The sequence below is a fragment of the Affinirhizobium capsici genome (genome assembly GCF_977018625.1).
The window spans coordinates 494,175-520,636 of sequence record NZ_CDRNXD010000004.1 but is presented as its reverse complement, the minus strand read 5'-3'; the positions used below and the strand labels follow the sequence as shown (position 1 = coordinate 520,636).

At 56.1% G+C, this 26,462-nt stretch carries 27 protein-coding genes and 1 tRNA gene; 15 read left to right on the top strand and 13 right to left on the bottom strand.

Annotated elements, in window-relative coordinates; translation table 11 throughout:
* Positions 1-6 precede the first annotated feature (6 nt).
* Positions 7-3,612: a response regulator gene (locus AC0JZ1_RS05880; RefSeq protein WP_471881482.1), complete on the bottom strand. Its 3,606-nt coding sequence runs from the start codon at positions 3,610-3,612 to the stop codon at positions 7-9.
* A gap of 342 nt (positions 3,613-3,954) precedes the next feature.
* On the opposite strand from AC0JZ1_RS05880, the gene AC0JZ1_RS05875 reads away from it, so the two are divergent.
* The gene (locus tag AC0JZ1_RS05875) at positions 3,955-4,293 is read left to right on the top strand and encodes a hypothetical protein (RefSeq protein WP_471881481.1); all 339 of its coding nucleotides are present in this window, start codon (positions 3,955-3,957) and stop codon (positions 4,291-4,293) included.
* A 261-nt stretch (positions 4,294-4,554) separates the two neighbouring features.
* On the top strand, positions 4,555-6,240 hold the full coding sequence (locus AC0JZ1_RS05870; protein WP_471883370.1) for a DEAD/DEAH box helicase: 1,686 nt from the start codon (positions 4,555-4,557) through the stop codon (positions 6,238-6,240).
* 83 nt (positions 6,241-6,323) lie between these two features.
* On the opposite strand, the gene AC0JZ1_RS05865 is transcribed toward AC0JZ1_RS05870, so the two are convergent.
* A complete protein-coding gene (locus AC0JZ1_RS05865) occupies positions 6,324-8,165 on the bottom strand; it encodes a methyl-accepting chemotaxis protein (protein WP_471881480.1) in 1,842 nt (613 codons plus the stop codon).
* A 158-nt stretch (positions 8,166-8,323) separates the two neighbouring features.
* Positions 8,324-9,196, bottom strand: a complete 873-nt coding sequence (locus AC0JZ1_RS05860; RefSeq protein WP_471881479.1) for a DMT family transporter — start codon at positions 9,194-9,196, stop codon at positions 8,324-8,326.
* Between the two features lie 299 nt (positions 9,197-9,495).
* Here AC0JZ1_RS05860 and AC0JZ1_RS05855 point away from each other — a divergent pair, with 299 nt between their 5' ends.
* The 5 genes from AC0JZ1_RS05855 to AC0JZ1_RS05835 all read left to right on the top strand — a co-directional run bounded on the left by AC0JZ1_RS05855 (position 9,496) and on the right by AC0JZ1_RS05835 (position 13,454).
* On the top strand, positions 9,496-10,908 hold the full coding sequence (locus AC0JZ1_RS05855) for a circularly permuted type 2 ATP-grasp protein (protein ID WP_471881478.1): 1,413 nt from the start codon (positions 9,496-9,498) through the stop codon (positions 10,906-10,908).
* A gap of 5 nt (positions 10,909-10,913) precedes the next feature.
* Complete coding sequence (locus tag AC0JZ1_RS05850) at positions 10,914-11,855, top strand: alpha-E domain-containing protein (RefSeq protein ID WP_471881477.1); 942 nt, start codon at positions 10,914-10,916, stop codon at positions 11,853-11,855.
* 47 nt (positions 11,856-11,902) lie between these two features.
* The gene (locus AC0JZ1_RS05845; RefSeq protein ID WP_471881476.1) at positions 11,903-12,742 is read left to right on the top strand and encodes a transglutaminase family protein; all 840 of its coding nucleotides are present in this window, start codon (positions 11,903-11,905) and stop codon (positions 12,740-12,742) included.
* Between the two features lie 61 nt (positions 12,743-12,803).
* Positions 12,804-13,262, top strand: coding sequence for a hypothetical protein (locus tag AC0JZ1_RS05840; RefSeq protein WP_471881475.1), 459 nt, complete (start codon positions 12,804-12,806; stop codon positions 13,260-13,262).
* A 115-nt stretch (positions 13,263-13,377) separates the two neighbouring features.
* Positions 13,378-13,454, top strand: a tRNA-Arg gene (locus tag AC0JZ1_RS05835).
* Between the two features lie 57 nt (positions 13,455-13,511).
* On the opposite strand, the gene arsH is transcribed toward AC0JZ1_RS05835, so the two are convergent.
* From arsH to AC0JZ1_RS05815, 4 genes are read right to left on the bottom strand one after another with little or no spacing between them, the layout of a single operon-like run.
* Entirely contained in the window at positions 13,512-14,240 is a 729-nt protein-coding gene (gene arsH, locus AC0JZ1_RS05830) for an arsenical resistance protein ArsH (RefSeq protein ID WP_471883369.1), read from the bottom strand.
* Positions 14,215-14,640: an arsenate reductase (glutaredoxin) gene (gene arsC / locus AC0JZ1_RS05825; protein ID WP_471881474.1), complete on the bottom strand. Its 426-nt coding sequence runs from the start codon at positions 14,638-14,640 to the stop codon at positions 14,215-14,217. The genes arsH and arsC overlap by 26 nt, the downstream gene beginning before the upstream one ends.
* 2 nt (positions 14,641-14,642) lie before the next feature.
* Positions 14,643-15,701, bottom strand: a complete 1,059-nt coding sequence (gene arsB, locus AC0JZ1_RS05820; protein ID WP_471881473.1) for an ACR3 family arsenite efflux transporter — start codon at positions 15,699-15,701, stop codon at positions 14,643-14,645.
* The gene (locus AC0JZ1_RS05815; RefSeq protein WP_471881472.1) at positions 15,701-16,078 is read right to left on the bottom strand and encodes an ArsR/SmtB family transcription factor; all 378 of its coding nucleotides are present in this window, start codon (positions 16,076-16,078) and stop codon (positions 15,701-15,703) included. Before AC0JZ1_RS05815 ends, arsB begins: the two co-directional genes overlap by 1 nt.
* A gap of 150 nt (positions 16,079-16,228) precedes the next feature.
* On the opposite strand from AC0JZ1_RS05815, the gene AC0JZ1_RS05810 reads away from it, so the two are divergent.
* Together AC0JZ1_RS05810 and AC0JZ1_RS05805 are read left to right on the top strand one after the other, a co-directional pair.
* A complete protein-coding gene (locus AC0JZ1_RS05810) occupies positions 16,229-16,366 on the top strand; it encodes a hypothetical protein (protein ID WP_471881471.1) in 138 nt (45 codons plus the stop codon).
* On the top strand, positions 16,363-16,881 hold the full coding sequence (locus tag AC0JZ1_RS05805) for a metallophosphoesterase family protein (protein ID WP_471881470.1): 519 nt from the start codon (positions 16,363-16,365) through the stop codon (positions 16,879-16,881). The genes AC0JZ1_RS05810 and AC0JZ1_RS05805 overlap by 4 nt, the downstream gene beginning before the upstream one ends.
* Here the strand turns inward: AC0JZ1_RS05805 and AC0JZ1_RS05800 are convergent.
* From AC0JZ1_RS05800 to AC0JZ1_RS05780, 5 genes are all read right to left on the bottom strand, one after another.
* Positions 16,860-17,294 carry a (R)-mandelonitrile lyase gene (locus AC0JZ1_RS05800; protein ID WP_471881469.1) on the bottom strand — a complete coding sequence of 145 codons (435 nt, stop codon included), beginning with the start codon at positions 17,292-17,294 and terminating at the stop codon, positions 16,860-16,862. The two genes, AC0JZ1_RS05805 and AC0JZ1_RS05800, sit on opposite strands and share 22 nt — an antisense overlap.
* Before the next feature lie 58 nt (positions 17,295-17,352).
* Positions 17,353-17,730: a c-type cytochrome gene (locus tag AC0JZ1_RS05795; RefSeq protein ID WP_471881468.1), complete on the bottom strand. Its 378-nt coding sequence runs from the start codon at positions 17,728-17,730 to the stop codon at positions 17,353-17,355.
* Positions 17,731-17,888: 158 nt separating this feature from the next.
* Positions 17,889-19,460 (bottom strand): GMC family oxidoreductase, encoded by a 1,572-nt coding sequence (locus AC0JZ1_RS05790; RefSeq protein WP_471881467.1) that lies wholly within the window; start codon positions 19,458-19,460, stop codon positions 17,889-17,891.
* Between the two features lie 68 nt (positions 19,461-19,528).
* The gene (locus tag AC0JZ1_RS05785; protein ID WP_471881466.1) at positions 19,529-20,065 is read right to left on the bottom strand and encodes a gluconate 2-dehydrogenase subunit 3 family protein; all 537 of its coding nucleotides are present in this window, start codon (positions 20,063-20,065) and stop codon (positions 19,529-19,531) included.
* A gap of 67 nt (positions 20,066-20,132) precedes the next feature.
* The gene (locus tag AC0JZ1_RS05780) at positions 20,133-20,528 is read right to left on the bottom strand and encodes a VOC family protein (RefSeq protein WP_471881465.1); all 396 of its coding nucleotides are present in this window, start codon (positions 20,526-20,528) and stop codon (positions 20,133-20,135) included.
* A gap of 195 nt (positions 20,529-20,723) precedes the next feature.
* Here AC0JZ1_RS05780 and AC0JZ1_RS05775 point away from each other — a divergent pair, with 195 nt between their 5' ends.
* From AC0JZ1_RS05775 to AC0JZ1_RS05750, 6 genes are all read left to right on the top strand, one after another.
* Positions 20,724-21,032 (top strand): ribbon-helix-helix domain-containing protein, encoded by a 309-nt coding sequence (locus AC0JZ1_RS05775; protein WP_471881464.1) that lies wholly within the window; start codon positions 20,724-20,726, stop codon positions 21,030-21,032.
* A 79-nt stretch (positions 21,033-21,111) separates the two neighbouring features.
* Positions 21,112-22,884, top strand: a complete 1,773-nt coding sequence (locus AC0JZ1_RS05770; RefSeq protein WP_471881463.1) for an ArnT family glycosyltransferase — start codon at positions 21,112-21,114, stop codon at positions 22,882-22,884.
* Between the two features lie 367 nt (positions 22,885-23,251).
* Entirely contained in the window at positions 23,252-24,088 is an 837-nt protein-coding gene (locus AC0JZ1_RS05765) for an AraC family transcriptional regulator (protein WP_471881462.1), read from the top strand.
* Between the two features lie 56 nt (positions 24,089-24,144).
* The gene (locus AC0JZ1_RS05760; protein WP_471881461.1) at positions 24,145-24,300 is read left to right on the top strand and encodes a DUF2256 domain-containing protein; all 156 of its coding nucleotides are present in this window, start codon (positions 24,145-24,147) and stop codon (positions 24,298-24,300) included.
* The gene (locus AC0JZ1_RS05755; RefSeq protein WP_471881460.1) at positions 24,297-25,292 is read left to right on the top strand and encodes an NAD(P)/FAD-dependent oxidoreductase; all 996 of its coding nucleotides are present in this window, start codon (positions 24,297-24,299) and stop codon (positions 25,290-25,292) included. Before AC0JZ1_RS05760 ends, AC0JZ1_RS05755 begins: the two co-directional genes overlap by 4 nt.
* Complete coding sequence (locus AC0JZ1_RS05750) at positions 25,289-25,717, top strand: DUF3429 domain-containing protein (RefSeq protein WP_471881459.1); 429 nt, start codon at positions 25,289-25,291, stop codon at positions 25,715-25,717. The genes AC0JZ1_RS05755 and AC0JZ1_RS05750 overlap by 4 nt, the downstream gene beginning before the upstream one ends.
* Here the strand turns inward: AC0JZ1_RS05750 and AC0JZ1_RS05745 are convergent, their stop codons facing one another.
* Complete coding sequence (locus AC0JZ1_RS05745) at positions 25,718-26,416, bottom strand: SDR family NAD(P)-dependent oxidoreductase (protein WP_471881458.1); 699 nt, start codon at positions 26,414-26,416, stop codon at positions 25,718-25,720.
* Positions 26,417-26,462: the final 46 nt, after the last annotated feature.

Here is a 26,462-nt window from a genome sequence, read left to right as displayed (position 1 = left end):
TAGCCCTTACAGCCGCGACTGGCCCGAGGATTTGATCGTCGGCAGCCAATCCCGGATTTTGCCCGCCAGCAATTCCGGGCTTATGGGCTTTGACAAATAATCATCCATGCCTGCTGCAAAGCAGAGATCGCGGTCACTGTCCAAAGCATGGGCAGTCACGGCCACGATAGGAACGTGTCCACCAAAGCTGCCTTCAAGCTCACGTATCCGGCGGGTTGCCTTATGGCCGTTCATGATCGGCATCGACACATCCATGAGGATCAGCCGGGGCCGCTCCTGCTGCCAGGCCGCCACCGCTTCCGCACCATTTTCCACGATGCGGAAACTGACATTGAGCGATTGCAGGATCTGCGTGAACACGATCTGGTTCACCTCATTATCCTCCGCAACCAGAATATCCAGCGTCGAAAGAGGGTCATTGAACGGTTGCGAGGAGCTCATAGCCGCCTTTGGTTCGGATGCAGGCGCTTTTGAAACCTGAACATCCGCCTCCAGCTCGCGCCGGTCGCGTCGCGCATTGCGAATGACATCGACCAGCGCCGTCCGCAACAACTGGCCCCGAACGGGCTTCATCAAATGCGCCTGGATGTTCAGATGTTCGGCACTTCCTTCACTTCCCGTCGTATCCATCGACGTCAGAAAGATGATGGGCACATCTCGCAATTGCGGATCGTTGCGGATGGTGGTGGCAACCGCATGACCGTTCATCTTCGGCATCTGATAATCGAGAATGACGGCATCCACTTTCACGCCAAGATCTGCCGCCGTACGCAAGACAGCAAGCCCTTCCGGGCCGTCCTTCGCAGCGACGCCATCAAAGCCCCAAAGCGCCAATTGCTCAGAGAGGATCTGCCGGTTGACGTAATTGTCGTCAATAACCAGAACCTTCGCGTTGCGGAGGCCGGATGGCGCGGGTACAGCCTTATGCTGATCGGCAACCTTATCGAACGGAATAACGACGGTGAAGACAGAACCCTTCCCCGCCTTGCTGGATACATTGATGGTGCCGCCGAATATGTCCACCAGGCCCGCCGTAATGGCCAGTCCAAGACCTGTACCTTCATGGCGGCGGGTAGACGATCCGTCCACCTGGGAGAATTTGTCGAAGATCCTTTCCAGTTGATCGTTTGGAATACCGATGCCCGTATCTGTGACCCGCACGGTTACCTGAGTCTTGCCCTCCGCCTGCTCCTCGGCGGAAAGTTCGATAAGGATGTGGCCGGTTTCGGTAAACTTGATAGAATTCCCAAGAAGGTTGGTCACAATCTGGCGGAATCGCCCCGCATCACCCACTACGCGCGGGCTGGCCCCCGCAACCCGAACGATGAGCTCAATATCCTTTTCTGCGGCAGAGGATGACAAAAGCGTCGCCACATCTTCAATGGCATCGCCCGGATCGAAGGCGACCTTGCGCAACGTCATCTGACCTGCATCGATCTTGGAGAAATCGAGAATGTCGTTGATGATCGTCATCAACGCCTTTCCCGATTTGACGATGATCTCCGTAAAAGTCTTCTGCTTGGTATCGAGGCTGGATTTTGACAGAAGCTCGGCCATGCCCAGCACACCGTTCATGGGTGTGCGGATTTCGTGGCTCATATTGGCCAGAAATTCGGACTTTGCCTTGTCAGCAGCCTTGGCACGCTCCAGCAGGCGCTCCAGATCCCGTTCGCGCTGGCGGGTCTCGGTCACGTCGGTAAATACTGTAAGCAGCTGCTGATTGCCGCTTTTCTTCACCTCGATATCAATAAACTTTTTGCCATCGATACAGGCTGTGAAATAGGCCGTTTCCTGTGTTGGGTTGACGCGCCAGCTCTCGCTTTCTGCCAGCATCTTTTCAGGATCGAGAATGTCACCCCGTTCAATCATGATGTTGAGAAGAGCCCGCCATGAACTGCCCGGCAGCGCCAGCTCCGGCGGCACATTCAGGAGGTCTGCCACGGCATCATTGCAGAAAGCGATTTCCTCGCCCTGCACGATCATCAAGCCTTGAGACATCGCGCTCGTGGCGGTCTGCATCAAATGCGCATGCCGCTCCAATGCCTTGCGAGCCTCCTGCACTTCCTGCTCGCGCTTGCGAATGCCGGTAATATCGACGCAGGTGAACAGGATTTTACCGTTGCCCACATGGGAACGGTCCACCAGAATGCGCCGGCCACCCAGATTGGATAGCTCATATTGCGGGATCGGTCCCGGTTGCCGCAGTAGCGCTATACGCTCCTTCAGAAGATCATCGAGATCGACATCTCCATAGACGCCTCGGCTCAGATTGAACTTCAGGAAATCTTGATACTGCTCACCAGTCCAATCCCGATGATCTTCGCCGTCCGCGCGCCAGAATTCATTCAGCGTCCAATTTACATATTCAAGCTTCAGATTGCGGTCGAGAATGGCAACGCCCACGGGCAAAGCTTGCAGGATTTCCTTCAATTCCTCATGCAGGCGTTCTGCTTCCCGCTGAGCCGCACGCACCAGCGAAACATCTGTAACAGAGCCAACCAGATAAGGCTCTCCAGCCGGAGAAGAAATCCGTTTGATGCGCACAATGCCAGACATCGTACTGCCATCCGGCATACTGATATCGTCATTGGCCTCGATGTGTCCGCCGTGTTCGAGCAGTTGCTGGCTCTGCTTGCTGTAGCATTCACCCTGATCTGGGAACATATCCAGTGCAGTGCGCCCCACACACTGTTCAAGCGGCGTCGAATGCATGGATGCATAAGCGGCATTGGCGTATTTCAAGCGCAACTGGCTGTCACGCAGGAAGATGGCGACGGGAAGCTCATCGAAGGCAGCACGGAAAATTTGCGCCTCCTCAACCTCTTTGCCTATCCGCATTTCCTGAATCTTCTCGTTGGTCACGTCCTGGCGCAGGATCACCAGACAGCCGTTTTCCAAACGCTTGTTGACGCTGTGCACCCAACGGCCGTCCGGCATGGGCTCGACTGCATGCCAAATCGGCTCTTGGAAGATTTTCATTCGCTCTTCGGCGGCATCCACCCAGACGCCGTCTGGCGTGCTTGGCATAGGCATATCGGCGGGCGCATTGCCGAAGGCCTGCTTTACAAGGTCATAGAGGGATTTTCCGGGATGAAGCGTGGCTCCGAATGCACCATAGTGATCCTTCAGTCGCTCATTGTAGTGGATGAGCCGGTTGTTTTCGTCAAAAACGCCGATCCCGGTTTCAAGAAGATCGAGAGCGGGACCCAGCGACTTGAAATCGAAGGACTGCGCTGGAGGCTCCGTCATATTCACGGAATGCGGTTCGAAAAGAACGAACAGGTAAGGTTCATCCTCGTGCGAAATGAAGCGTTCTATGCGGATGTCATGCAGTAGGCGTCCGTGCTGGTCACGGTCTTCAACGCTCTCATCGGTGCCGAAAATAATCGAGCGATTTTGACGGTCCCTTAGAAGTGCGCTCTCGGTGAGACCCTCGATTTCTTCGACACGCCTGTTAATGAAATCATCAAGGTCAAGCCCCTTGAGACGAGCATAGGCGTGGTTGACAGCAACATAGCGTAGGGCACCATCTTTTATGAAGGCAGGAACAGCCAAATCGCCAATGCGTTGGCAGGCTCTCTGTAAAAGTGCGCCGTCGCTCGTCGAATCCATCCCCGCCAATACTCCGCCCGCAATTCCTCTTCAATATTCGATGGCTATCCTAGTTTTCTTAAATAAGGCTATATTCAACCAAAATCTGTATCTTGAAGACTGATAAAACCTATTACGAATATCTATCACAATACACGATTCTGTGGCCCCTTCTTTTTGCCGTATTTTCACCGCAAAGCCGCCACAATGTCACCCGTACTGCGGAAAACCCATCAAAATAGCAACTACCGGCTTTAGGCAGCTGAATATCTGTTCAGACTTCTCTCAGGAATTTTCCATTAATCTGCCCTCATTGAAGACGAACATCCTTGTCGTACCCTGATGGGTGAAAGGAATAGAACGATGACCGTACTGAGAAAAACAATCACTGCGGGTCTTGTTGCGGTTTCGCTGACAAGCGCACTTGTTGCCACTGCACCCGCAGCATTGGCGCGCGATGATTTTGCGGCTGGCGTGGCCGGGGGTCTTGTCGGCGGCTTGCTTGGCGGCGTGATTGCCTCCCAGCCGCGCGGCCCTGTCTACGAAGGGCCGGTCTATATCGATCCGCCGCCACCGCCGCCGCCACGCCGCGTCTATTACGAGCGCAGCTATTACCGCGCGCCCCCACCTGTTCGCTGCCATTTCGAATGGCGCGAAAATGATTGGGGTGATGCTTACCGCGTGCGTGTTTGCGCCGATTGATTGCTGCGAAAGCCGCATCGAAACCGAAGGGCCCAAGGTGATCTCGCCTTGGGCCCTTGACTTTTAACGTGCAAAGAAGCACATGCAGCATAGCTTTCACCTTCCGGCCGCCGCGTGAGTTGGCCCTGCGACGAAATTGGATCGCGAAGAAGGTAAGCGCGGAAGAACGAGGTCGCATAGCGGCCAGCGCTGGAAAGCATTTTCCAACCACAAGTTCCCAATTCACGCGGGGTTCTTGACGCCAGAATGACCCGGGCCAGCATGGTGCTGCCAGGGCGTTCATGTCTGGCGCCCCGAAAGGTATTCGACTTGACGAATTTCCAAGAGCTTGGCCTGTCCAAGCAGATCGTTGCCACCCTTACCCAGCTTGGCTACGAAACCCCGACGCCTATTCAGGCGCAGGCTATTCCTCTTCTCCTTGAAGGCCGCGATATGATCGGCCTCGCCCAGACCGGCACCGGCAAAACCGCAGCCTTTGGTCTGCCGCTTGTTGAAATGCTGCTCAAGGAACAGAAGCGTCCGGACAATCGCACCACACGCACGCTGATCCTCGCACCGACCCGCGAACTGGTGAACCAGATCGCCACCAACCTCAAAAGCTACGTGCGCAATACACCGCTGAAGATCAACTCCGTCGTTGGCGGTGCATCGATCAACAAACAGCAGCAGCAGCTGGAAAAGGGCACAGACATTCTGGTTGCCACGCCGGGCCGTCTGCTGGATCTGGTCAGCCGTCGCGCCATTGGCCTCACCACCGTGCGCTACCTGGTGCTCGATGAAGCGGATCAGATGCTCGACCTGGGCTTCGTTCACGACCTGCGCAAGATCGCCAAGATGGTTCCGGCCCGCCGCCAGACACTGCTGTTCTCAGCTACCATGCCGAAGGCTATTGCCGATCTGGCTGGCGATTATCTCAACAACCCGGTCAAGGTTGAAGTCACGCCTCCGGGCAAGGCCGCCGACAAGATCGAGCAGCATGTCCACTTCGTTGCTGGCAAGAACGACAAGACCGTTTTGTTGAAAGATGCGCTTGAAAAGAATCCCGATGGCCGCGCCATGGTGTTTCTGCGCACCAAGCACGGCGCCGAAAAGCTGTTCAAGCATCTGGAGCATATCGGCTTCAAGGTTGCATCCATTCACGGCAACAAGAGCCAGGGTCAGCGCGAGCGCGCCTTGAAGGCGTTCCGCGATGGTGACATCCGCGTTCTCGTGGCAACGGATGTTGCAGCACGCGGAATCGATATTCCGGGCGTCACGCACGTTTTCAACTATGACCTGCCGGAAGTGCCGGATGCCTATGTTCACCGCATCGGCAGAACGGCTCGTGCAGGCCGCGATGGGGTTGCAATTGCATTTTGCGCTCCGGATGAAACGCGCCTGCTGCGCGATATCGAGCGCCTGATGGGCATCGAAATTTCGGTTGCGTCCGGTGAGCGTCCGGCTGAAATGCGCAGCCCTGCCCGCCCGACCAAGGCGCGCAATGGCGGTGGGCGTGGCCAGAACGGCGGCGGTCAGCGTGATGGCGGCAAGCGTGAAGGCGGCAATCGTGATGGTGGACGCGGTCGTCCTGAGGGTAGACCGGCACGTCGTCCCTTCCTCGCGGAAGGTGATGAAGGTGCACCGCGTGGCGAGCGCCGTCAGGGTGGTCAGCGCCGCAATGAAGACTTCCGCGGCCAGCGTCGCAACGAAGAAGCCCCGGCTTTCGAACGTGATAATGATCTGGTAGCGACGTCTGATTTTGGTCAGCCACAAAAGAAGCAGTTTGGCGCGAAGCCAGCTTCCGCTGATCAGCGCAAGCGCGGCAATGGCGGCGAAAACCGTCATGCGCCGGCTCAACAGCGCCAGGCACGGAACGGCCAGCCGGCACGCAAGCCTAAGGGCAACGGTGGTCCGGTGAAATTCGGCGGCGAAGAGCGTGGTCAGCCCCGCCGTCGCGACCGAGCCTGACACATTATCGAGCAGCCAATTACAGAACGGCCCGCCTGACATCTCAGGCGGGCCGTTTTATTTAGGCAGTGCCAGGATAAAGTTCAGGCAGCTCGGCGATCTGATGCATAAGATCCGACACGACCTGCTGCATTTTCCTGCGGCAGCTTGAAGCGACCTACCAGTTCACGCAAGCGCTGCGCCTCACCTGCAAGGGAAGCAGCGGCAGCCGTGGATTGCTCAACCATCGCTGCATTTTGCTGCGTGGTCTGGTCCATGTGGTTGACAGCCATGTTGACTTCGCCAAGTCCAGTGGACTGTTCACGGGATGATAGCGCAATGGTTTCCATTAACGTGTTGACCTGAACAACTTGGTCACCGATTTCCTTGAGCGCCGAACCCGTTTCGCGAACAAGGTTTACCCCATTGCCAACTTCATTGGACGAGTTCTGAATAAGGCTCTTGATTTCCTTTGCCGCACCTGCAGAACGCTGTGCCAATTCACGCACTTCCTGTGCAACAACGGCAAAGCCCTTGCCAGCCTCGCCCGCACGCGCGGCCTCGACACCTGCATTCAGTGCAAGCAGGTTGGTTTGGAAGGCAATCTCGTCGATGACACCAATGATATTGGAAATCTGCTGCGAGGATTCCTCTATCCGGCGCATGGCCTCCTCTGCATTGGAAACCACTTTGGCAGAAGCATCTGCCGTTGCATTGGCACGCCCGGCCACCTGACGCGCCTCGTTCGTGCGGCGCGAGGATTCTGAAACATTCTGCGTAATCTCATCCAGCGCAGCTGCGGTTTCTTCCAGAGAAGCAGCCTGCTGTTCCGTGCGTTTGGAAAGATCGTTGGCACCGCCCGCAATTTCAGCTGTACCGCTTTCAATGGAGTGCACGACAGATAGAACGCTTGCAATCGTATGTCCAAGTTGCTGCACCGTCTCGTTGAAATCGTGACGGAGCTCCTCGTATTCCGGCGCAAATTGCTCCGACAGAGTGAAGGACACATCGCCGCCAGCCAGACGGCGCAAGCCATCGCCCAACGTTGTTGTCGCAAAGCGAAGCTTCTCCGCCTCTTGCGAGGAACGACGGGCCGTATCAATCGTCTGTGCCTCCTGCGCTTGGCGGGCAGCTGCTGCTTCGTCCTGAAGCCGGATGTTTTCCAGACCGGCTTTTCGGAGAACCTCCAGCGCCGTTGCCATATGACCGAGCTCGTCTTTGCGGCTCGTAAACGGAACTGGATTGTTCAGGCTTCCACCCGCCAGCTTTCGCACGGCGTTTGACAACTCGCCAATGGGATTGGCAACGCCCATCACCACGTAGGCCATGGAAAGTGCAGCAAGGATGATGCTGACGACGGACACGAGAATAACGATGGTGTTGACCTGGCCGCCCACTCTATCCGCATTGAGAACCGCCTGCTCAATTTGCTGGCCAACATGTTGTTGGATCTCGTCCACACTTTTGGCAGCCGTGCTGGCAATGGGAGGAACTTCCTTGTCGATCGTAGCATCCGCTACATCGTTCTTCCCCTCAAGCCGCATTGTGTTCACCTTGCCGACCAGCGTGCTATAATCGCCAACGGCCCGCTCAAGATTTTGCACCTGTTGGCGTTCCAGATCGCTGTTCACCACTTTGCGTAAGGCAGAGGTCGCATCGTTCAGCTTTTGCGCCTGCGCATCCTGAACCTTCACGGCAGCTTGGAAAGCCTCTTTCCCCTGGAATGTGGCCAATGATGCTCTCGCTGCCATCAAACGGAAAGCGACGAACTCTGCCTTCACCTGAGACGCTGCCATCTGCTTTTTCACAAGCTCGTGGGCGATGTTGTTCATGTTGCCGGCGATATGCGAGATGCCTGAGAACGATGCCCCGGCCAATGCTATGATTGACAAGGTGACCAGGGACAAAGCAAGCAAAAGACCTCTTCTTATGTTCAAACGTCCCATCGGCAACTCCTTTTATTAGGCAATACTCACAAAATACACTTTATGCGTAATTTGCATTGCACCATTTAAAGAAGCCTGAATCTCAAAGCGCAAATTGTGCGGTGCACAATTCTAGACCCGAGACTGGACCTAAGTTCCATAGCGTCAATGATCGTGGATTATGTGCGGAGATTGACGAGGTAAACGCCGGTCACGACGATTGCTGTTCCCACGATCATCGGAAAGCTGAGAGTTTCGCCAAACAGAACCGCCGCCTCAACGGCCACCAAAGGCGGCATCATGTAAATGAGGGAGGCGGCACGAGACACCTGGCCGCGCCGGATGAGGTAGAGCAACAGGCCAACTGCGCCCATCGAAATGCCGATAACCGACCAGGCCATTGCGGCGATAGCAGGCCACGTCCAATCAAACCTGCCGCTTTCCAAACCATAGGCAAGTGGAACAGTGACGGCGAAGGCCCCCAGATATTGCAGTACAGCAATCGTGCGCAGATCGCCCTTCCCCAGGAAGCGCTTCTGATAAAGCGTTCCGAACGTCACAGAGAACATGGCGATCAGATTTATGAGCACCGGCACGGCAAGCCCCGTCAACCCGGTTTGCAGCACGGCAGAAAATTGTGGTGACACCGCAATGGCGATCCCCATAAATCCAAGGACTAGACCGCAGACCTGCTTCAGACTGAGACGCTCTCGCAGAAGGAAGAGAGCAAAACCTGCCGTTAGCAGGGGCTGCAAGCCTGCAATGATGCCAGAAAGACTGGCCGGCACACCCTGCCCGATCGCCCACCACAGCCCTGCCAGATAAAGCCCGTGGAGTAAGACACCCGAAACGAAGCCATGCAGAGCGGCTTTCCCGTTTTCGGGCCAGGCGGCAGAGGTCGCAAATGAAAATGCCGCAAACACAATCGCTGCGAGTATGTGCCGCGCTGCCAGAAAGGTCAGTGGCTCCGCATGCAAAGCGGCGATTTTCGCTACGATCCAGCCCGTGGACCACAAGAAGACGAACAGGACTGGAGCAATGCGATGGAGCATTCTGGATAGCTTTCGGCCCACTGCCGCGAGATTGGGCAGGGCAAGGGAGGATACGCGCAAAGGATAGGCAAAGCAGAAGTGTTGAACAATCGAATAAATTAATATTCCCACAAATTCGGGAATTATCGCATTGGCACTCTCGCAGGCTTTGCCCAAGTCTAAGGCGAGTTGAATCCGCCTCTCTTTCCCCATCGCATTCAAGGGTTTGAGCAAATTATAAATTTGTTTTTCGAGGGCGCATGGTTCTTGCAATGCTGTTTGCGTTGTATTCTTATGGACAAAAATGAGGGAACGCACCATTGGCATTTGATGAGATGTTGACTGCGGAAAATCTTCCGCGCCCCCCGTACAAGACTTACCAGGAGTGGTATGCGGCGCAGGACCCGGCGCATCTGATCAGAAAGTCTCAGGACGCGGAAAACATCTTTCGCAAGACAGGCATTACCTTTGCGGTCTATGGCCACGAGGATTCCTCCGAAAAGCTCATCCCCTTCGACATCATTCCCCGCATCATTTCCGCACGCGAATGGCGTAAACTGGCACAGGGTATCGAGCAGCGCGTTCTGGCACTCAATGCTTTCCTTGATGACATCTATCACAAGCAGGAAATCATCCGGGCTGGCCGCATCCCGCGCGAGCTGATCGAGAACAATGATGCCTTCCTGCCGGAAATGATTGGCTTCAAGCCGCCCGGCGGTGTCTACACCCATATCGTCGGCACCGATATCGTGCGCACCGGCGAAGACCAGTTCTATGTGCTGGAAGATAATGCCCGCACACCTTCCGGCGTTTCCTACATGCTGGAAAACCGGGAAACCATGATGCAGATGTTCCCGGAGCTGTTCAGCCTGAACAAGGTGCAGCGTGTGGAAGATTATCCCTATCTGCTTCGGCAATCGCTTGCCTCGCTGGCACCTCCCGGCTGCAAGGGCCGTCCGCGCGTGGCCGTCCTCACCCCCGGCATCTATAACTCGGCCTATTACGAGCACTCTTTCCTGGCTGACACGATGGGCGTGGAGCTTGTAGAAGGCTCGGATCTGCGCGTCATCGACGGCAAGGTGAAGATGCGCACAACACAGGGCTATGAAGCTATCGACGTGCTTTACCGCCGCGTCGATGATGACTTCCTGGACCCCCTGACCTTCCGCCCGGATTCGGCTCTTGGTATTCCTGGCATCATGGATGTCTACCGCTCCGGCAATATTACCATTGCCAATGCGCCCGGTACCGGCATTTCCGATGACAAGGCAATCTACTCCTATATGCCTGAGATCGTTGAGTTTTACACTGGCCGCAAGCCGCTTTTGGAAAACGTACCCACCTGGCGCTGTTCTGAACCGGACAGCCTGAAATATGTGCTGGAGCATCTGGAAGAACTGGTGGTGAAGGAAGTGCATGGCTCTGGCGGCTATGGCATGTTGGTTGGGCCTACTGCTTCGAAAAAGGAGCGCTCCGCTTTTGCGGAAAAGCTGCGCGCCAAGCCCCGCAACTACATCGCGCAGCCCACGCTTTCGCTCTCCACCGTTCCCATTCTGGTGGATAAGGGCATCGCTCCCCGCCACGTGGATTTGCGGCCTTACGTGCTTGTTTCCGACAAGGGCGTGAACATCATTCCCGGCGGCTTGACCCGGGTGGCGCTGAAGAAAGGCTCGCTGGTGGTCAACTCCAGCCAGGGCGGCGGCACCAAGGATACCTGGGTTCTAGAGGACTGAGCGACATGCTGGGAAGAACTGCAAACGGCCTCTATTGGATGTTCCGTTATATTGAACGCGCCGAAAACATTGCCCGTCTCGTGGATGCGGGCCTGCGCGTTTCGCTCACTCGCACAGGCTCAACCGATGAGGATTGGGATGGCGTGCTGCAAAGCGCTGGCGTGCGCGATGCCTATGTAGAACTGCACGGCACGGTAACAGCAGCCAATGCAATCGATTATCTGTTGCGGGAAGTCAGCAACCCTTCCAGCGTCATGTCCTGCATTGAGGCGGGCCGAAACAATGCCCGCATGGTACGAACGGCACTGACGCGCGAAACCTGGGAAGCCACCAACGAATGCTGGATTGAGCTTAAGCAACTGCTTCAGCGCAGGGTGAAGGCTGCAGACCTGCCGGGTGTGATCGATACCGTGAAGCGGCGCGCCGGGCTCATACGCGGCGCCTTTCATGGCTCGATGCTGCGCAACGATCTCTATAATTTCTCGCGCATCGGCACCTTCATTGAGCGGGCGGACAATACCAGCCGAATTCTGGATGTGAAATACTACGTGCTGTTGCCAGCCGTCAGCCAGGTTGGCTCATCGCTGGATAATTTCCAGTGGGAATCGATCCTGCGTTCCGTCTCTGCCCACCGCTCCTATGGCTGGGTCTATGATGCGGAATACCGCCCTTCCAACATTGCTGATTTTCTCATCCTGAATGCACGGATGCCGCGCTCTCTCGCCTATTGCTATGAGAAGATCGTGAGCAACCTGAAATATCTGGCGGAAGATTACGGCCAGCGGCATCAAGCGCATGAAACGGCAGATAGCATCCAGACCATGCTGAAGCGCGGCTCGATTGGCGACATCATGGACCAAGGCCTGCACGAGTTCCTTGAAGATTTCATCAGCCGCAACAACAAGCTGGGGGCCGAAATCTCAGAGGGCTACCGCTTCTATCATTAAGCGGCCGAAGCAGGTTGAGGGGCGGTTTTTTAGGACGGATTGGCCGGATGCATTTGAAGATCTCGCATACAACGGAATATGTCTACGATGAGCCCGTGGCCTATGCGCTGCAACGGCTGCGGCTTCACCCCGTTACCAATCCCATGCAAACGGTCCTCAACTGGTCGCTTTCTGTCGAAGGTGCCAAGGTGGAGGCGGGCTATGCGGATCAATTCGGCAATCCCACCGATCTCGTCTCCATTGAAGGTGGCGAGCACACAATCCGCATCACCGCATCCGGCGAGGTCCGCACCATTGATCGGGCGGGCGTTCTAGGCATGCACCAAGGCTTCGTACCGCTCTGGCTTTACTTACGCGAAACGCCGCGCACCAAGCCCGGCAAGCTGGTGAAGGAACTGGCCCGCAGTACCCATGGCGATAGCGAGCTAGCGCAAATGCATTCGCTGATGGAAGCCATCCACGGCACCGTCGCCTATAAGCCCGGCACCACAACGGCAGAGACCACGGCGGAAGAGGCGCTGGAAGCTCACCAAGGTGTCTGCCAGGATCATGCGCATATCTTCATTGCGGCGGCACGCGAACTGCGTCTGCCTGCCCGCTATGTTTCCGGCTATCTGTTGATGGAAGGCCAAACCGAACAGGTGGCTACCCATGCCTGGGCGGAAGCGCATGTTCCGGGCTTGGGCTGGGTGGGCTTCGATGCCGCCAACAAGATCTGCCCGGATGATCGCTATGTGCGGATCGCCACAGGCCTCTGCTACCGAGATGCCGCTCCCGTATCCGGCATGCGCGTTGGTCAGGCCGGCGAGAACCTCCACGTATCCTTGAAGATGGAGGCAGAAGGCCAAACACAGGTGCAGAACGGTCAGAGCCAGTCACAATCCTGAAGATTACACGCAAGCCTCGCGCTATTCGGCGGCTTTAAAAGAGAGCCCGAAGGGAGCAGCCATGCTTTTCGGGCGATCTGTGTTTCAATCTATTCTGACACGACTGGATAGCGAGGAAGAGGAGGCAGAACCTGCCACACCGCAAAGCTATCGCGTGTCCGGCCTGACCAGCGGATTTGTGGCCGAGACCGTTGAAACCGTCTCGCAGCCGCTGCAGGCTGATCTCGCCTATCTGGATTTCTTGGAAACCCTAAACCCCGAACCAGAGCCCCCTCCACCGGAGCCGGAACCACCCGTCATGCCTCCCCATTTGGCAAGATTGACGGAAGCGGACATTGCCGATGACTTGGGCCTCTCACCCAACGATATGCCGGAAAAGCTTCAGGAAAAGCGCCGTGCCTTTGCCAAGCTCAATCACCCCGATCGCATCCACCCCGATTTCCGTTCAGAAGCGACAACCCGCATGACCATTGCCAACATGCTGATCGACCGCGCAATCGCCCGTCAAACGCCACGCTGAGACAACAATTTTTCTCTCCCGCACTTTTTCCCGCATAAGCGATTGATGCCGCCCCTGACCTTTGTTATGAACCCTCTATCGGCAGAGGCGAAGCACCATGCTTCAAACCTGAAACGCACCCGTAGCTCAGCTGGATAGAGTGTTGGATTCCGATTCCAAAGGTCACAGGTTCGAATCCTGTCGGGTGCGCCATTTTACATTATTCCACACTCATCCGCAGCATAACCGGACGCTTAAGCACCCAGCCATTCAGATGGATTTTAGCGAGACACGCTTTTCAAGCTCGGCTGCCGCTTCTTTCCGCTCGCTATAGCGGTCGGTCAGATAGGCGGAAGTATCGCGGGTCAGGATGGTGAACTTTACCAGTTCCTCGCAGACATCAACAACGCGGTCGTAATAGGATGATGGTTTCATCCGGCCATCGGCATCAAATTCCTGAAACGCCTTGGCGACGGATGATTGGTTGGGAATGGTGATCATCCGCATCCAGCGGCCAAGAATGCGCATCTGATTGACGGCATTGAAAGACTGGCTTCCGCCGGAAACCTCCATCACCGCGAGCGTCTTACCCTGTGTGGGACGCACGGAACCGACCGAAAGGGGGATCCAATCGATCTGCGACTTCATGATACCGGTCATGGCCCCGTGGCGTTCAGGGCTCACCCACACCTGCCCTTCGGACCATTGGGAAAGCGCCCTCAATTCCTGAACCTTGGGATGGCTGACAGGCGCTTCATCCGGCAGTGGCAGGCCCGCCGGATTAAAAATTTGGACCTCACATCCCAACCGCTCAAGCAGCCGGCGGACCTCGAAGGAAAGCAACCGACTATACGACACTTCCCGAAGCGACCCGTACAGAACGAGAATCCGAGGCTTATGGGTGGAGAATGCAGGCCGCAAGGCTTCAGGATCGATGGGGTGAAGATGCTGCTCGTCAAGTGCGGGGAAAGTATCAGCCAAGGCGCCTGCCCTCCGTATCCAGCACCTGTTCGCCATCTTCTTTCGTGAACGGCCCCTTGAATGCATCGGACGGCAGAATGTCGAGCACAAGTTCCGAAGGGCGGGCAAGACGGGTGCCAAGCGGTGTCACTACAAGTGGACGATTGATCAGGATCGGTGTCGCAATCATGGCGTCAAGCAGTTGTTCATCGGTCAGATCGGGATTGTCGAGGCCAAGCTCGGCGAAGGGTGTGCCCTTCTGTCGGATTGCTTCGCGAACAGACAGGCCGGAATCGCTGATCATCTTCGCAAGGTGATCGCGTGCCGGAGGGTTTTGGAGATATTCGACGACGGTTGGTTCGATCCCGGCGGCACGGATCAGCGCCAAGGTGTTGCGGGAGGTTCCGCAGGCAGGGTTATGATAGATGGTGACATCCATGTTCAGGACCTTTCGGAAGCGGTTGTCCGGGAAACGGCGGGCGAGGCCTCGTACCAAGTCTTGGAACGGTTCACGATCCAGACAACGGAGAGCATTACAGGCACCTCGATGAGCACACCGACCACGGTGGCAAGCGCAGCACCTGACTGGAAGCCGAAGAGGCTGATGGCTGCGGCAACCGCCAGTTCGAAGAAATTGCTGGCACCAATCAGGGCAGAGGGTCCAGCCACGCAATGCCGCTCACCTGACATGCGGTTAAGAACATAGGCCAGACCGGAATTCAGATAGACCTGGATGAGGATTGGAACCGCCAGAAGCGCGATGATACCCGGTTGTGCGATGATCTGTTCGCCCTGAAACGCAAAGAGAAGTACGAGCGTTGCCAGAAGGGCAACGAGTGAGACCGGCTGAAGCTTCGCAAGCAGGGCATCAAGCGCTGTGGTGGTTCCGTCAAGCATGAGGCGGCTGCGCAGAATCTGCGCAATGACAACAGGCACGACGATGTAGAGAACTACCGAAAGCACAAGCGTTGCCCACGGAACGGCGATCGCCGAAAGCCCTAACAGCAGCCCCACAATCGGCGCAAAAGCAACGACCATGATCGCGTCGTTCAGCGCCACCTGCGACAGCGTGAACAGAGGTTCGCCACGGGTCAGGTTGCTCCAGACAAAAACCATGGCTGTGCAGGGAGCCGCAGCGAGGATGATAAGACCTGCGATATAGGAATCGATCTGATCAGCAGGCAGATAGGGCCGAAAAAGCCAGCCAACGAACAGCCATCCCAGAAGCGCCATGGAGAACGGCTTGATGGCCCAGTTGATGATCAGGGTGACCCCAATCCCACGCCAGTAGGAACCGACCTGCCTCAGAGACCGGAAGTCGATCTTCAAAAGCATCGGAATGATCATCAACCAGATCAGGATCGCAACGGGAATGTTGACCTTGGCAAATTCCGCCTCTCCGATGGCGTGGAATAGGCCCGGTATCGCATGACCAAGCGCCACCCCTACGGCAATACACAGGAAGACCCAAAGGGTGAGATAACGTTCAAAGCTTGACATCAGACAGAAATCTTTTTGTTGGACCCGCAACCTGAAACTTCTGGAGCGCAGCAGGATGTGAGCTCCGCAATCAGTGGCGCGCAAAGTTCTGTTGCGCCACCGCAGCAATCCTTAAGCAGGAACAGCATAAGGCTGCGAAGACTATCAAGATCACTTCGGTAGATTATCGATCGGCTCTGCCGATCGCTTCTCACCAGTCCCGCACGCAAAAGCGTGGCAAGGTGAGCAGACATGGTGTTCTGAGGCACATCAAGAAGCCGGGCAAGCTCACCAGCCGAAATCCCATCCGGCTCATGCCGAACAAGCAGGCGGAAGGTTTCAAGCCTTGTGTTTTGAGCAAGCGCAGACAAAGCTGCTATCGCGGTCTTATTTTCCATATATCCAGAATAATGGATATAAATCAGAAATCAATTCCCCTTGTTTTGATGAGGATCGACCGTCAGCCATGGCTCCCTTACGAGGCAAACGTCCTTCAGGAACCATCACCTCTCCCGCCGGTTACCTAATAACCAGCCATAGGAGCGAGCATGACCAAGCCGAACCCGGAAAGCGATGCAGCGCGCAGCGACCCGAAAACTGCTGATAAAGATCGTGAGAAGCTGAAAGAGCAGGCTGAAAAAGGCATGCGCGATGCGACAGGCGAGCCGCCAAAGGATCAGGTTTGATCTACTTTACCAGCGACACCCATTTTGGCGATCCACGGGTCTTGCGTCTGGATCGCCGCCCCTTTCCTGACCTCACTGCCCATGATGTTGCACTGATCGAGCTATGGAACGAGATCGTGCGGGAGGAGGACGAGATTTGGCACCTGGGGGATTTCATGTCCGCTCGCGCTGGCGAGTGTAGTCCTTTGCTGGATCGTCTAAACGGGCGCAAACACTTGATCATCGGCAATAATGACCCTGATAATGTCATCACCGCCAAGCAGTGGGAAAGCGTTCAGCACTACAAAGAACTGGTAATAGACGGACATCTACTGATCCTGTGCCACTACCCTTTCCGCACCTGGAACAAGATCGGCAAGCAGTCCATCAACCTTCACGGCCACTCGCATGGCAAGTTGAAGCCTGTTCTGCGCCAATTCGATGTGGGCGTGGATGCGCAAGCGCTCCGACCCGTCAATCTGGCACAAATTCTGAGCAGCCGAAACAGACGCAGTCAGGGCCAGACTTCATCCTGAACCGTGCGCTCTGCGTTGGTTCCCGTATAATCCTCATCCGTCACGTGTTCCAGCCACTCCACCACCTTGCCATCCTGGCTTTCCTGGATAGCGATATGCGTCATAGCATTGGCGGTAGATGCACCGTGCCAGTGCTTCTCACCCGGCTCGAACCAAACCACGTCACCGGGGCGAATTTCCTCAATCGGTCCGCCTTCACGCTGAGCAAGACCAATGCCTGACGTGACAATCAGAGTTTGACCGAGCGGATGCGTGTGCCAGGCGGTACGTGCGCCCGGCTCGAAAGTCACGGTAGCCGCCGCTGCACGGCGCGCATCATTGGGAGAAAAGAGCGGATCGATCCGCACATTGCCGGTGAAATAGTCGGATGGGCCTCTGCCAGAGGGCGTCGTTCCGTTTCTGGTGATCTGCATGGTTGCTTGCCTTTCGCTCTACGGGCAATGTAGAGCGAAACCGCAGCCTGTCACCCCGCTATTTCGATTTGAGATATTCCAGAAGATCCGCAATATCCTGCGGGTTCTTCAACCCGGTGAACGTCATCTTATTGCCGGCAATGAAGGCTTTGGGCGCTGCCAGATATTGGGTGAGATTATCCTCGCTCCAGACCAGACCTCCTTGTCCTGCCTTCAGCATTGCATCGGAATATTTGTAGCCTTCCACATGGGCTGCTGGCCGTCCAATCACGCCGCCAAGGCTTGGCCCGATCTTATTGACGGGCTCCAGCGCGTGACAGGCAGAACATTTCTTGAATACTTCGGCACCCTTGATGGCATCACCAGTCGCGAGAGCCAAGGAAGGAACCAGAAGAGAGGCCAAACCCAGGCTGAGCATCCATAGAGAACGAGACATTGTATCCCTTCTAAAAAAAGAGTGACCGGCAAACCACCGGTCACAGTTGGCGCGGTCCCCCATGTGTTGGAGACCGCGCGGGAGGTGGAACGGTCTCGGCCGGCGCGCCCCGTTGGGGCCACTTTGCGGGTGGTTCGCCAGCCGGATTCGCTCAAACATCAGATAACCCCGGTAGACATCTGGTTTGCGATATAATCCGCCTGCCGGATTGCCAGCGCCACAATGGTCAGAGTCGGGTTTTCGGCGCCGCCGGTGGTAAACTGGCTGCCATCGGAGACGAAAAGGTTCTTGATGTCGTGGGTTTGGCCGTGGCTGTTCACAACACCATCACGCGCTTTTTCGCTCATGCGGTTGGTGCCGAGATTGTGCGTTGAAGGGTAAGGCGGCGTGGGGAAGGTTCGAACCGCGCCGACCGCCTCATAGATCGCCTGACCCTGTTTGTAAGCGTGATTTCGCATGGCGATATCGTTCGCGTGGTCGGTGAAGCCAACGTCAGGAATGGGCATGCCATACTGATCCTTCAACTCCTTGTGCAGCTTCACGCCGTTCTGCTCCTGCGGCATATCTTCGCCCACGATCCAGAGACCCGCCATGTTGGAGTAGTTATCCAGCGCGGAGGTGAAGCTGCGGCCCCAGCCACCCGGATCGAGAAAAGCTGCCATGAAGGGAAGCCCAAGTGACAGCGTTTCCATTTCATAGCCGCCAACGAAACCGCGCTTGGGGTCGTGAATGGCTTCATCACGAATGATGCCTGCCATGGTCGTGCCGCGATACATGTGAACAGGCTTTTCAAAGACGCCATAGACGGAGCCAGTGGTGTGGCGCATGTAATTTTTGCCCACCTGGCCGGATGAATTCGCCAAGCCATCCGGGAACATGGAGGAATGCGAGTTCAAGAGCAGACGTGGGCTTTCGATGGAATTGCCCGCCACGGCCACGATGCGCGCCTTCTGGGTTTGCAGCTTGCCATCCTTGTCGGCGTAGACAACGCCCGTCACCTTTCCGCTCTTGTCGTGCTCGATTTTCACGACATGGGAATTGGGCCGCACTTCCAGCTTGCCGGTCGCCTCACCTTTCGGAATTTCCGTGTAGAGCGTGGACCATTTTGCTCCCCATTTGCATCCCTGGAAGCAGAAGCCCGTCTGCTGACAGCCCATGCGGTCGTCACGGTCGGCGGAGTTGATGGCCATTCGGCCGGTGTGACATTCCTTGTAGCCGAGCTTATCCGCACCGGCTTTCAGAACCTTGAAATTGTTATTGCCCGGCAGGCCTTCAATCCCATTGGTTCGGGTCACACCCATCTTGTCTTCAGCCTTGGCGTAATACGGCTCCAGATCCGCCAGCGTGATTGGCCAATCCAGAAGGTTGGCACCCTTCACCTCGCCATAATGGGTCTTAGTCTTGAACTCATGCTCCTGAAAGCGAAGCGATGCGCCCGCCCAGTGCGTGGTGGTGCCGCCCACCGCTTTCACAATCCAGGCCGGAAGGTTTGGGAAGTCCTTTGCCACGCGCCAGCCGCCATGCGTGGTGCGGTGGTCCAGCCAGGCCAATTGCTTGAAACTGTCCCATTCATCATTGATGAAGTCTTCGTGCTCGATGCGGTTTCCCGATTCGAGAATGACGACATCGACGCCTTTTTGCGCCAGCTCATTGCCAAGCGTGCCGCCGCCCGCGCCAGAGCCGATAATGACGACAACGTGGTCGTCCTTGAGATCATAAGGGGCTGCCATGATATCCTCCCGATGCAAGCCTCTGTTCGCTGAAAGCGCACCTCCTCAAGTGCGCCGCGCAGGTCTGCTCAAAGCCATTCCAGATCGTTGAAACCGCGATTGATGTAGCCGCCCTTGGAGTAGGATTCGCCCTCGTAACCAAAGAGCGGCCAGATCTCCTTCTGGTTATAGAGGCTCACCACCAGGTCTCCGCGGATTGCCTGGAAAAAGGGTGTGCTTTCAATCTCGTACAGCAGTTTCAGCCGGTCCTTCTCCCAGCCGATGCCGCGATAGCCGGTGCCGCCTGCCCGCTTGTCGAGATCGGCAATTCCTTTTTCGATGAGGTCCTTGTGCTTGGCATCCTTGGCAGCCAAGGCATCCTGCCCTTTGATGGCGATGGCGTAGTATTTGTCGGCCAGCTTGTCGTGCGGGTAAATGTCACGCGCCAGCACGATCAGGGTTGCCATCGCATCGGGCTTCAGCGTGGTTGCTTCCACCGCCCAGCCATTGGTGGGACAGAGCACTGCCGGTCCCGAAATGACCAGTGCCGCACCAATGGTGCCGCGCTTCAGAAGATCGCGCCGGGAAAGACCGGCACGCTTGGTATTATCCACAATGGTTGCCATGTTCTCCTCCATCCAGACGGCGGAAAGCGTATGGCGTCGCTTGCCGTCCCTCCTCCATTCTCAACTGCTATTGAAACCGTCCCTTCCGGCTCAGAACCTCGGTCTTGTAACCATCGGGATCTGTCACGAAGAAAAAGCGGGCGATGAACACGCCGTCGCGTTCGAATTCTACGATTTTGCCAGGGCTCAAACCCTCTGCTTCAAAGCGCTGGTGCTCGGCATCCAGATCATCCACCGAAACGGCAAAATGGCCATAGCCATTGCCTAAATCGTAGGGCTGCTCACGCCCCTTGTTGATTGTCAGTTCCAGCTCAAAGCCGGACTCCGCATTGCTCAAATAAACCAGCGTAAAGCTGTCGAAATCGAGCCGATCAGCAATATCGAGCTTGAATGCACGCTTGTAGAAATCAACGGAACGCGCCTCTTCCAGAACGCGGATCATCGAATGAATTGCCTTGGCCAAATGCTGCCTCCCTCTCCAATGCTGAGAGATTGGCACAGTCTTCGGCAAGACGGGTAGCAGCCCGCTACCGCACATTGTTTTCTGGAACCTCAAGATCAAAGACGAAAGGGAAAGGCCGCGCTTGGCAACGAACACCTTTGACGAATTCTCCCGCCAAGCGCATATTCCAAAGATAAAAAGAAGGAGGAGCAGACCATGTGTGAGATTTATGCAGGCCAGGATCCGCAGCGTTATCGTCCGGTCAACAGGTCGGTGCGGATCGGGGGGCACTCGACCAGTATTCAGCTGGAATCCGCCTTCTGGACGCTGATCGATGAAATCGCCGAACGGCAAGGCTTATCCACCGCCCGCTTCTTATCAACGCTCTACGATGAGGCGCTGGAGCGTAATGGCGATATTCCCAACTTCTCATCGCTTTTACGCACAAGCTGCCTGATTTACCTGATGTCAGGCCGTCAGGCGATGGAGGAGCCGCAAAGCTTTCATATCGTCGCGGCGGAATAATTTCCACTGAGCTAAAAGCCGCAATCTATCTGACACAAAGCAGTGTCATCGATCCTGAAAAGCCTAAGGCGAATGGGTCATGACGGTGACGGCAGGAACAGTAGAAATTGGTGGCGACGCTGGCGATGCGAGCGCCGCACCCTTGACCTTTGCGCAAACGGAAAAACCTCGTCCAGTCAACGCATACTCCTTTCGATGGCCAGACCACATTCTGCCCCTTGTGCTGGTTCTCCTTGTGGCTTTGGCAACCCTGTTGCCTGGCATCAGCAGTCTGCCGCTGACCGATAGGGATGAAGCCCTTTATGTACAGGCGAGCCGCCAGATGCTGGAAAGCGGCGACTGGGTGGATATCCGCTTTCAGGCAGAACCTCGCTACAAGAAGCCGGTCGGGATCTATTGGCTGCAAGGTCTGACGGCGAAAATAATCGGCACGGGTGCGGATAGTCCGCTCTGGGTTTTTCGGCTTCCTTCCCTCATTGGCGCAGTTCTGACAGTACTCTTCACCTACGCATGTGCTGCCCGCCTGGGAGGTAGCCGCGCAGGCCTGCTGGCAGGCCTCCTGGCAGCGATGACGGTGGAACTCGGATTTGAGGCACGGATCGGCAAAACCGATGCTGTGCTCTGCGCGACGATTGTCGCGGCACAGTTCGCTTTGCTACTGGCCTACCTGGATGAGGAGCGGCGAAGTGTGCTCTGGCGCAATGCGCTCTTCTGGCTGGCACTCGGCCTTGGAACACTCATCAAAGGGCCAGTGGCCCCCATGGTTGTCGGCTTCACTCTCTTGGGCCTTGTGGCGAAAGAAAGAAACCTATCACTCGTACGGTGTCTGTCGCCACTCAAAGGCTTCCTCGTCTACATAACTGTGGTTCTGCCATGGCTGCTCGCTATTGGCTGGATCTCGCGCGGAGCCTTCTTCCAACAGTCCATTGGCCAAGACATGCTGGGCAAGATCGCAACGGCACAGGAAAGCCACGGCGCGCCACCCGGCACCTATCTTCTCACCTCGCTTGGCACCTTTTGGCCGCTGTCGATCTTCTTTTCTCTCGCCATTTGGTGGGGTTGGAAAAACCGGAAAAAACCGGAAATGGCGCTCGTGTTTTTTTGGGTCGTGCCTGCATGGCTGGTGTTCGAACTCATCGCCACAAAGCTTCCCAATTACATTTTGCCCATGATGCCAGCACTGGCGATACTGGCTGGCTTGGCTTTGAACGATATCGGTTTGCGGACCACCAATCGCTGGTTCCGGCTCACCTATATCGGCATGGCGGCGGGGGGCATCGGCATTCCTCTGGCACTCGTCGTTCTCGCCTACCAAATGGAAGGTCGCATTTCCTGGGTTGGATCGAGTCTCGGTCCTGTTGCCGCAGGCTTGAGCATCCTCGCAAGCCTTTGGTTGATGCAGAACCGGTTGCGTGACGGCTTTGCAGCACTGGCTTTGGCTGTAGCCATGCTCTATGCGCTTGGTTACGGCCTCATTCTGCCGGAGACACGCAACATCTGGCTATCCGACCGCATTGCCGAGGCATTTGCCCGCCAAACGGGTTGCGGCAATCCAGTTAAGATCACCGTCGGGTATTCAGAACCCAGCATCGTGTTTCGCCTGGGCACAAACATGCAGCGGTTAGACGCCGCAGAGGGGGCAAAAGCGTTGCATGGCGCCCCTTGCGCCATAGCAGCTGTTAGCTCGATGCAGATGAAAGACTTCGGTGCCGCTTTGGCTACCATGGGCGAGACACCGCACTCCGTCGGCCTTGTCACTGGTCGCAATTTGAACGGCCTGAAACCGCAATCATTCGAGATCCTCTACAAAGCTCCCGGACCGCCAGCTGGCCCGCGTCAAGCACAACCCTGAATACATAAAAAGTCAGAGTAAAATCGGCTTGCACCCCTCTAATTCCAGGGTCACGGCTTACAAGCACAAAGACTGATTTTGGACAAAAGCTGCGTTGACCAGACGGAAATCGGTCGATTTCTCAAAAAATGAGTCATTATTTCTCTTATTTGGTTCAAAAATCTCAAAATGAGGCGCGAAACCCAAAAATTCTCACGGTGAGCTACAGAATAATTCACGCCAAAACCTGACCGCCTATCAACAAAACCCTAGATAGAATCGCCACCTGCCGTTATAGAGCCAATAGAAACTTTCCCTCGCTGGTTTGCTTTTCGAACTGGAACATTATTCCAGGGCAGCAAACAATGCTAGAATATTGGCGTTCTGTATGAGTATTATCGAAGAAAAAATTGTCTTTACCTGCGTGGCCCATCGGCCGGATGTTGAGCGGGTTAGCGTACAACTTCATCGCACACCCATTCCGCCCCGCACACTTGCAGGGTTTGCGTTGGGCGTGGTCACGAAGGGGCGTAAACGGCTCATTCACAAGGGCATTTCTTATGAAGTTCCTGCCGGTTCGCTTACTCTGTTAAACCCGGATGAACTTCATGCCACGGAGGCGGATCAGGAACAGGGCGTCATCTATCAGGCGCTTCATGTGCCAGCTGAGGCCATGGCGGAGGTCGCTTCAACCAATTTTTCCTTCCCCACCCCTGTCCTTCACAATGCATCCATCGCGCGTCGGTTTACCGAGCAGCTGATCGTGCTGGATGCGACGCGAAATCATTCACTCTGGGACGAGAGATTGAACGAGATCCTCTTTCACGCAAGCTCTCTCTTCTCCTCCCGCGTCAAGCAACCGCTTTTGCAAGAGGATCAAAGGATCAAGCAGGTCCGCGATTATATCGAAGACCATCTCAGCGAGACCTTGGAAATCGAGACCCTCTCGACCATGATCGATCTCAGCAAATTCCACTTCATTCGTTTGTTCAAGGATAATGTGGGGGCAACACCTCACGCCTATATTCAGGCGCGACGCACAGCACGTGCCAAGCTATTGCTGCAAACCCGCCCACCTGTGCAGGTGGCTAGCCTTTGCGGCTTTGTGGATCAGAGCCATCTGACCCGATGGATCAAGGCCTGCTATGGAACGACACCCAGTGCCTACCACAAGCGCTTCCGGGCGGCTGGGCGCGGATTGGAGCCGATCGCAGCTTCCCGTTGATCTATACGGCATGTCACGGCGTAATCACCGATGTGTGAGACAAGCAGCGTGCACCCATGCCGAAACATGTGAAGAAAAGCGATCTGCCTTCCAAGATCTGCGCCACCTGCGCCAGGCCATTCAATTGGCGGCGCAAGTGGGCGCGTGATTGGGAGCATGTGAAATTCTGCTCCGACCGTTGCAGGCAGGCAAAGGGTGGAAGCGGATCATGAGGCCTCAGATTGCCGTTATCGGCGCCGGTCTTGCCGGCGTTACGCTTGCAGCGCGGCTTGGGCCTCATGCCGCAATACAGCTTTTCGAGAAAAGCCGCGGCATGGGTGGGCGCATGGCCACACGCCGGGGTGAAACTGCGAGTTTCGATCACGGCGCGCAGTACTTCACCATTCGCGATGCAGCCTTTCACGACTTCATCGAGCCCGCTATGGAACGCGGTGTGGTTGAGGTGTGGGATGCACCTTTACACCTGATGAAAGAGAACGGGCATCTGGAACAACGCAAAGATCATTCGCCCCGCTTCGTGGCAAATCCCGGGATGAATGAGCTTGTCAGATTTCTCGGTGAAAAACATCGACCGCAACTCAATACCAAGATTGAAGCCATTGAAGGCGAGGTTGGAGAGTGGCAATTGCGAACGCAAGAAGGCGTGCACATAGGCCCCTTCGATTGGGTGATTTCCACCGCGCCCGCCCCACAAACGGCTGATCTTTTGCCTTTCAATCCGGATGATGCCGCCGCTCTGCAAAGCGTAAAAATGCTTGGCTGCTTCACCCTGATGATCACGCTTCAGCCTGAAAGTCACCTGCCCTTTGCAGCTGCACAGGTGGAACACACGGTGCTGAGCTGGATTGCTGCAAATCAGTCAAAACCAGAGAGAGCACCGACGCCCTCTCTCGTTATACATGCGCAAAACGATTGGTCGCAGGAACATCTGGAGGCGCCGCGTGATTGGGTCGAAGCGCAGATGCTGCGGGCGCTTGGCGCGTTGGTTCCTTCCCTTTCGGCACGGTTTGCCAGTCCGCCTGTTCTGCACCGCTGGAAATACGCGAGCGTTGCAAAACCGCTTGGCCGCCCTTTCCTGTTCGACCCAGATCGGCATTTGGCAGCCTGCGGCGATTGGTGCATCGGCAACCGTGTTGAAGCCGCGTTCCAAAGTGCCGATGCGCTTGCCGCCAGCATCTTGACCCAATTGGAGATAGCGCCGTGAACGCTAGACAGCTCACCCAGATCCTGACGTTTAGCGGAGCATTGCCGTTCTATCTGCTGCTCCTACCCAGCCTTGCCTGGGTGGATAATGCGTTTCGGCTGCAGGCCTTCCTCGCCTATGGTGCCGTTATTGCCTCCTTCATGGCGGGAACCGTGTGGGGGATGGTGCAGAGAGATGTGACCCCGTCCTTCGTCGTCATCATAGCCAGTAACATCGCGGCCTTGGTCGTGTGGGGCTCGCTTCTGCTGCCGAATGCCGTTGCCGCACTGACTGTGCAACTCATTACTTTCGCACTCCTGCTCGGGACTGACAGGCTTGTTTTGAACCGAGGTAGTGAGGAAAGCTGGTACTTTTCCATGCGCATTCGCATTACAGCGCTGGTCATCATCGCCTATGTGCTTCGTCTCATCATTCCGCTCGAATAATCACCATTCAATCGATGAACCGTCATAGGCGAAGAAAGAGCCGGATTGGGAGGGTTGCAGCCCGTTGAGAACCCTTAGTAGATTCTCCGCAGCCACAACCGGCTCGGTTCGATCATGGCCACCGGAATATTTCTCCGAGAGAGAGGTTGCGACCGTGCCCGGATGCAGCGGTACCATCACAGCTTCAGGATACGTGCGGGCAAGCTCAATAGAGGCTGTACGGACGATCTGGTTCAGTGCCGCTTTCGAGGCTCGATAGGAAATCCATCCGCCCAGATGGTTATCGCCTATGGAACCCACACGAGCCGACAGGAAGCCCATCAATCCTCGCTCCTTCTTTGGCAGAAGGGGAGAAAAATACTTCACCACCAGCGCTGTGCCGATAGCGTTCAATGCAAACTGGCGCGACATGGCCTCAGCCGTGATCTGACGCAGGGATTTTTCTGGCCCAATGCCATCGATGGTGAGGCCGCCGGTGGCACAGAAGATCAGATGAAACGGACCTTCCAGATGTGAGGCTGATTGCGCAACACTCGCCTCATCGGTCACGTCAAATCCGTCCTTGCTGCGGGAAATCTCCACCAATTCGCTGCAATTCCCATCGCCCTTGATGGTGGCCGAAATCGCGGAACCAATGCCGCCGCTCGCCCCCAAGACGATTGCGCGATATCCATGCGGCAGTGATGTCAGAAGTGTCATCGACCATCTCCTCCTTAGCCTTTGTGACTGTTACGGATGTGGCCCG

What these genes read in the sequence shown, in the direction of transcription:
- AC0JZ1_RS05880 (WP_471881482.1), bottom strand. Translation starts at nt 3,612, where the DNA reads ATGGATTCGACGAGCGACGGCGCACTTTTACAGAGAGCCTGCCAACGC.
- AC0JZ1_RS05875 (WP_471881481.1), top strand. Translation starts at nt 3,955, where the DNA reads ATGACCGTACTGAGAAAAACAATCACTGCGGGTCTTGTTGCGGTTTCG.
- AC0JZ1_RS05870 (WP_471883370.1), top strand. Translation starts at nt 4,555, where the DNA reads ATGGTGCTGCCAGGGCGTTCATGTCTGGCGCCCCGAAAGGTATTCGAC.
- AC0JZ1_RS05865 (WP_471881480.1), bottom strand. Translation starts at nt 8,165, where the DNA reads ATGGGACGTTTGAACATAAGAAGAGGTCTTTTGCTTGCTTTGTCCCTG.
- AC0JZ1_RS05860 (WP_471881479.1), bottom strand. Translation starts at nt 9,196, where the DNA reads ATGCTCCATCGCATTGCTCCAGTCCTGTTCGTCTTCTTGTGGTCCACG.
- AC0JZ1_RS05850 (WP_471881477.1), top strand. Translation starts at nt 10,914, where the DNA reads ATGCTGGGAAGAACTGCAAACGGCCTCTATTGGATGTTCCGTTATATT.
- AC0JZ1_RS05845 (WP_471881476.1), top strand. Translation starts at nt 11,903, where the DNA reads ATGCATTTGAAGATCTCGCATACAACGGAATATGTCTACGATGAGCCC.
- AC0JZ1_RS05840 (WP_471881475.1), top strand. Translation starts at nt 12,804, where the DNA reads ATGCTTTTCGGGCGATCTGTGTTTCAATCTATTCTGACACGACTGGAT.
- arsC (WP_471881474.1), bottom strand. Translation starts at nt 14,640, where the DNA reads ATGGATGTCACCATCTATCATAACCCTGCCTGCGGAACCTCCCGCAAC.
- arsB (WP_471881473.1), bottom strand. Translation starts at nt 15,701, where the DNA reads ATGTCAAGCTTTGAACGTTATCTCACCCTTTGGGTCTTCCTGTGTATT.
- AC0JZ1_RS05815 (WP_471881472.1), bottom strand. Translation starts at nt 16,078, where the DNA reads ATGGAAAATAAGACCGCGATAGCAGCTTTGTCTGCGCTTGCTCAAAAC.
- AC0JZ1_RS05810 (WP_471881471.1), top strand. Translation starts at nt 16,229, where the DNA reads ATGACCAAGCCGAACCCGGAAAGCGATGCAGCGCGCAGCGACCCGAAA.
- AC0JZ1_RS05800 (WP_471881469.1), bottom strand. Translation starts at nt 17,294, where the DNA reads ATGCAGATCACCAGAAACGGAACGACGCCCTCTGGCAGAGGCCCATCC.
- AC0JZ1_RS05795 (WP_471881468.1), bottom strand. Translation starts at nt 17,730, where the DNA reads ATGTCTCGTTCTCTATGGATGCTCAGCCTGGGTTTGGCCTCTCTTCTG.
- AC0JZ1_RS05790 (WP_471881467.1), bottom strand. Translation starts at nt 19,460, where the DNA reads ATGGCAGCCCCTTATGATCTCAAGGACGACCACGTTGTCGTCATTATC.
- AC0JZ1_RS05785 (WP_471881466.1), bottom strand. Translation starts at nt 20,065, where the DNA reads ATGGCAACCATTGTGGATAATACCAAGCGTGCCGGTCTTTCCCGGCGC.
- AC0JZ1_RS05775 (WP_471881464.1), top strand. Translation starts at nt 20,724, where the DNA reads ATGTGTGAGATTTATGCAGGCCAGGATCCGCAGCGTTATCGTCCGGTC.
- AC0JZ1_RS05770 (WP_471881463.1), top strand. Translation starts at nt 21,112, where the DNA reads ATGACGGTGACGGCAGGAACAGTAGAAATTGGTGGCGACGCTGGCGAT.
- AC0JZ1_RS05765 (WP_471881462.1), top strand. Translation starts at nt 23,252, where the DNA reads ATGAGTATTATCGAAGAAAAAATTGTCTTTACCTGCGTGGCCCATCGG.
- AC0JZ1_RS05760 (WP_471881461.1), top strand. Translation starts at nt 24,145, where the DNA reads ATGCCGAAACATGTGAAGAAAAGCGATCTGCCTTCCAAGATCTGCGCC.
- AC0JZ1_RS05755 (WP_471881460.1), top strand. Translation starts at nt 24,297, where the DNA reads ATGAGGCCTCAGATTGCCGTTATCGGCGCCGGTCTTGCCGGCGTTACG.
- AC0JZ1_RS05745 (WP_471881458.1), bottom strand. Translation starts at nt 26,416, where the DNA reads ATGACACTTCTGACATCACTGCCGCATGGATATCGCGCAATCGTCTTG.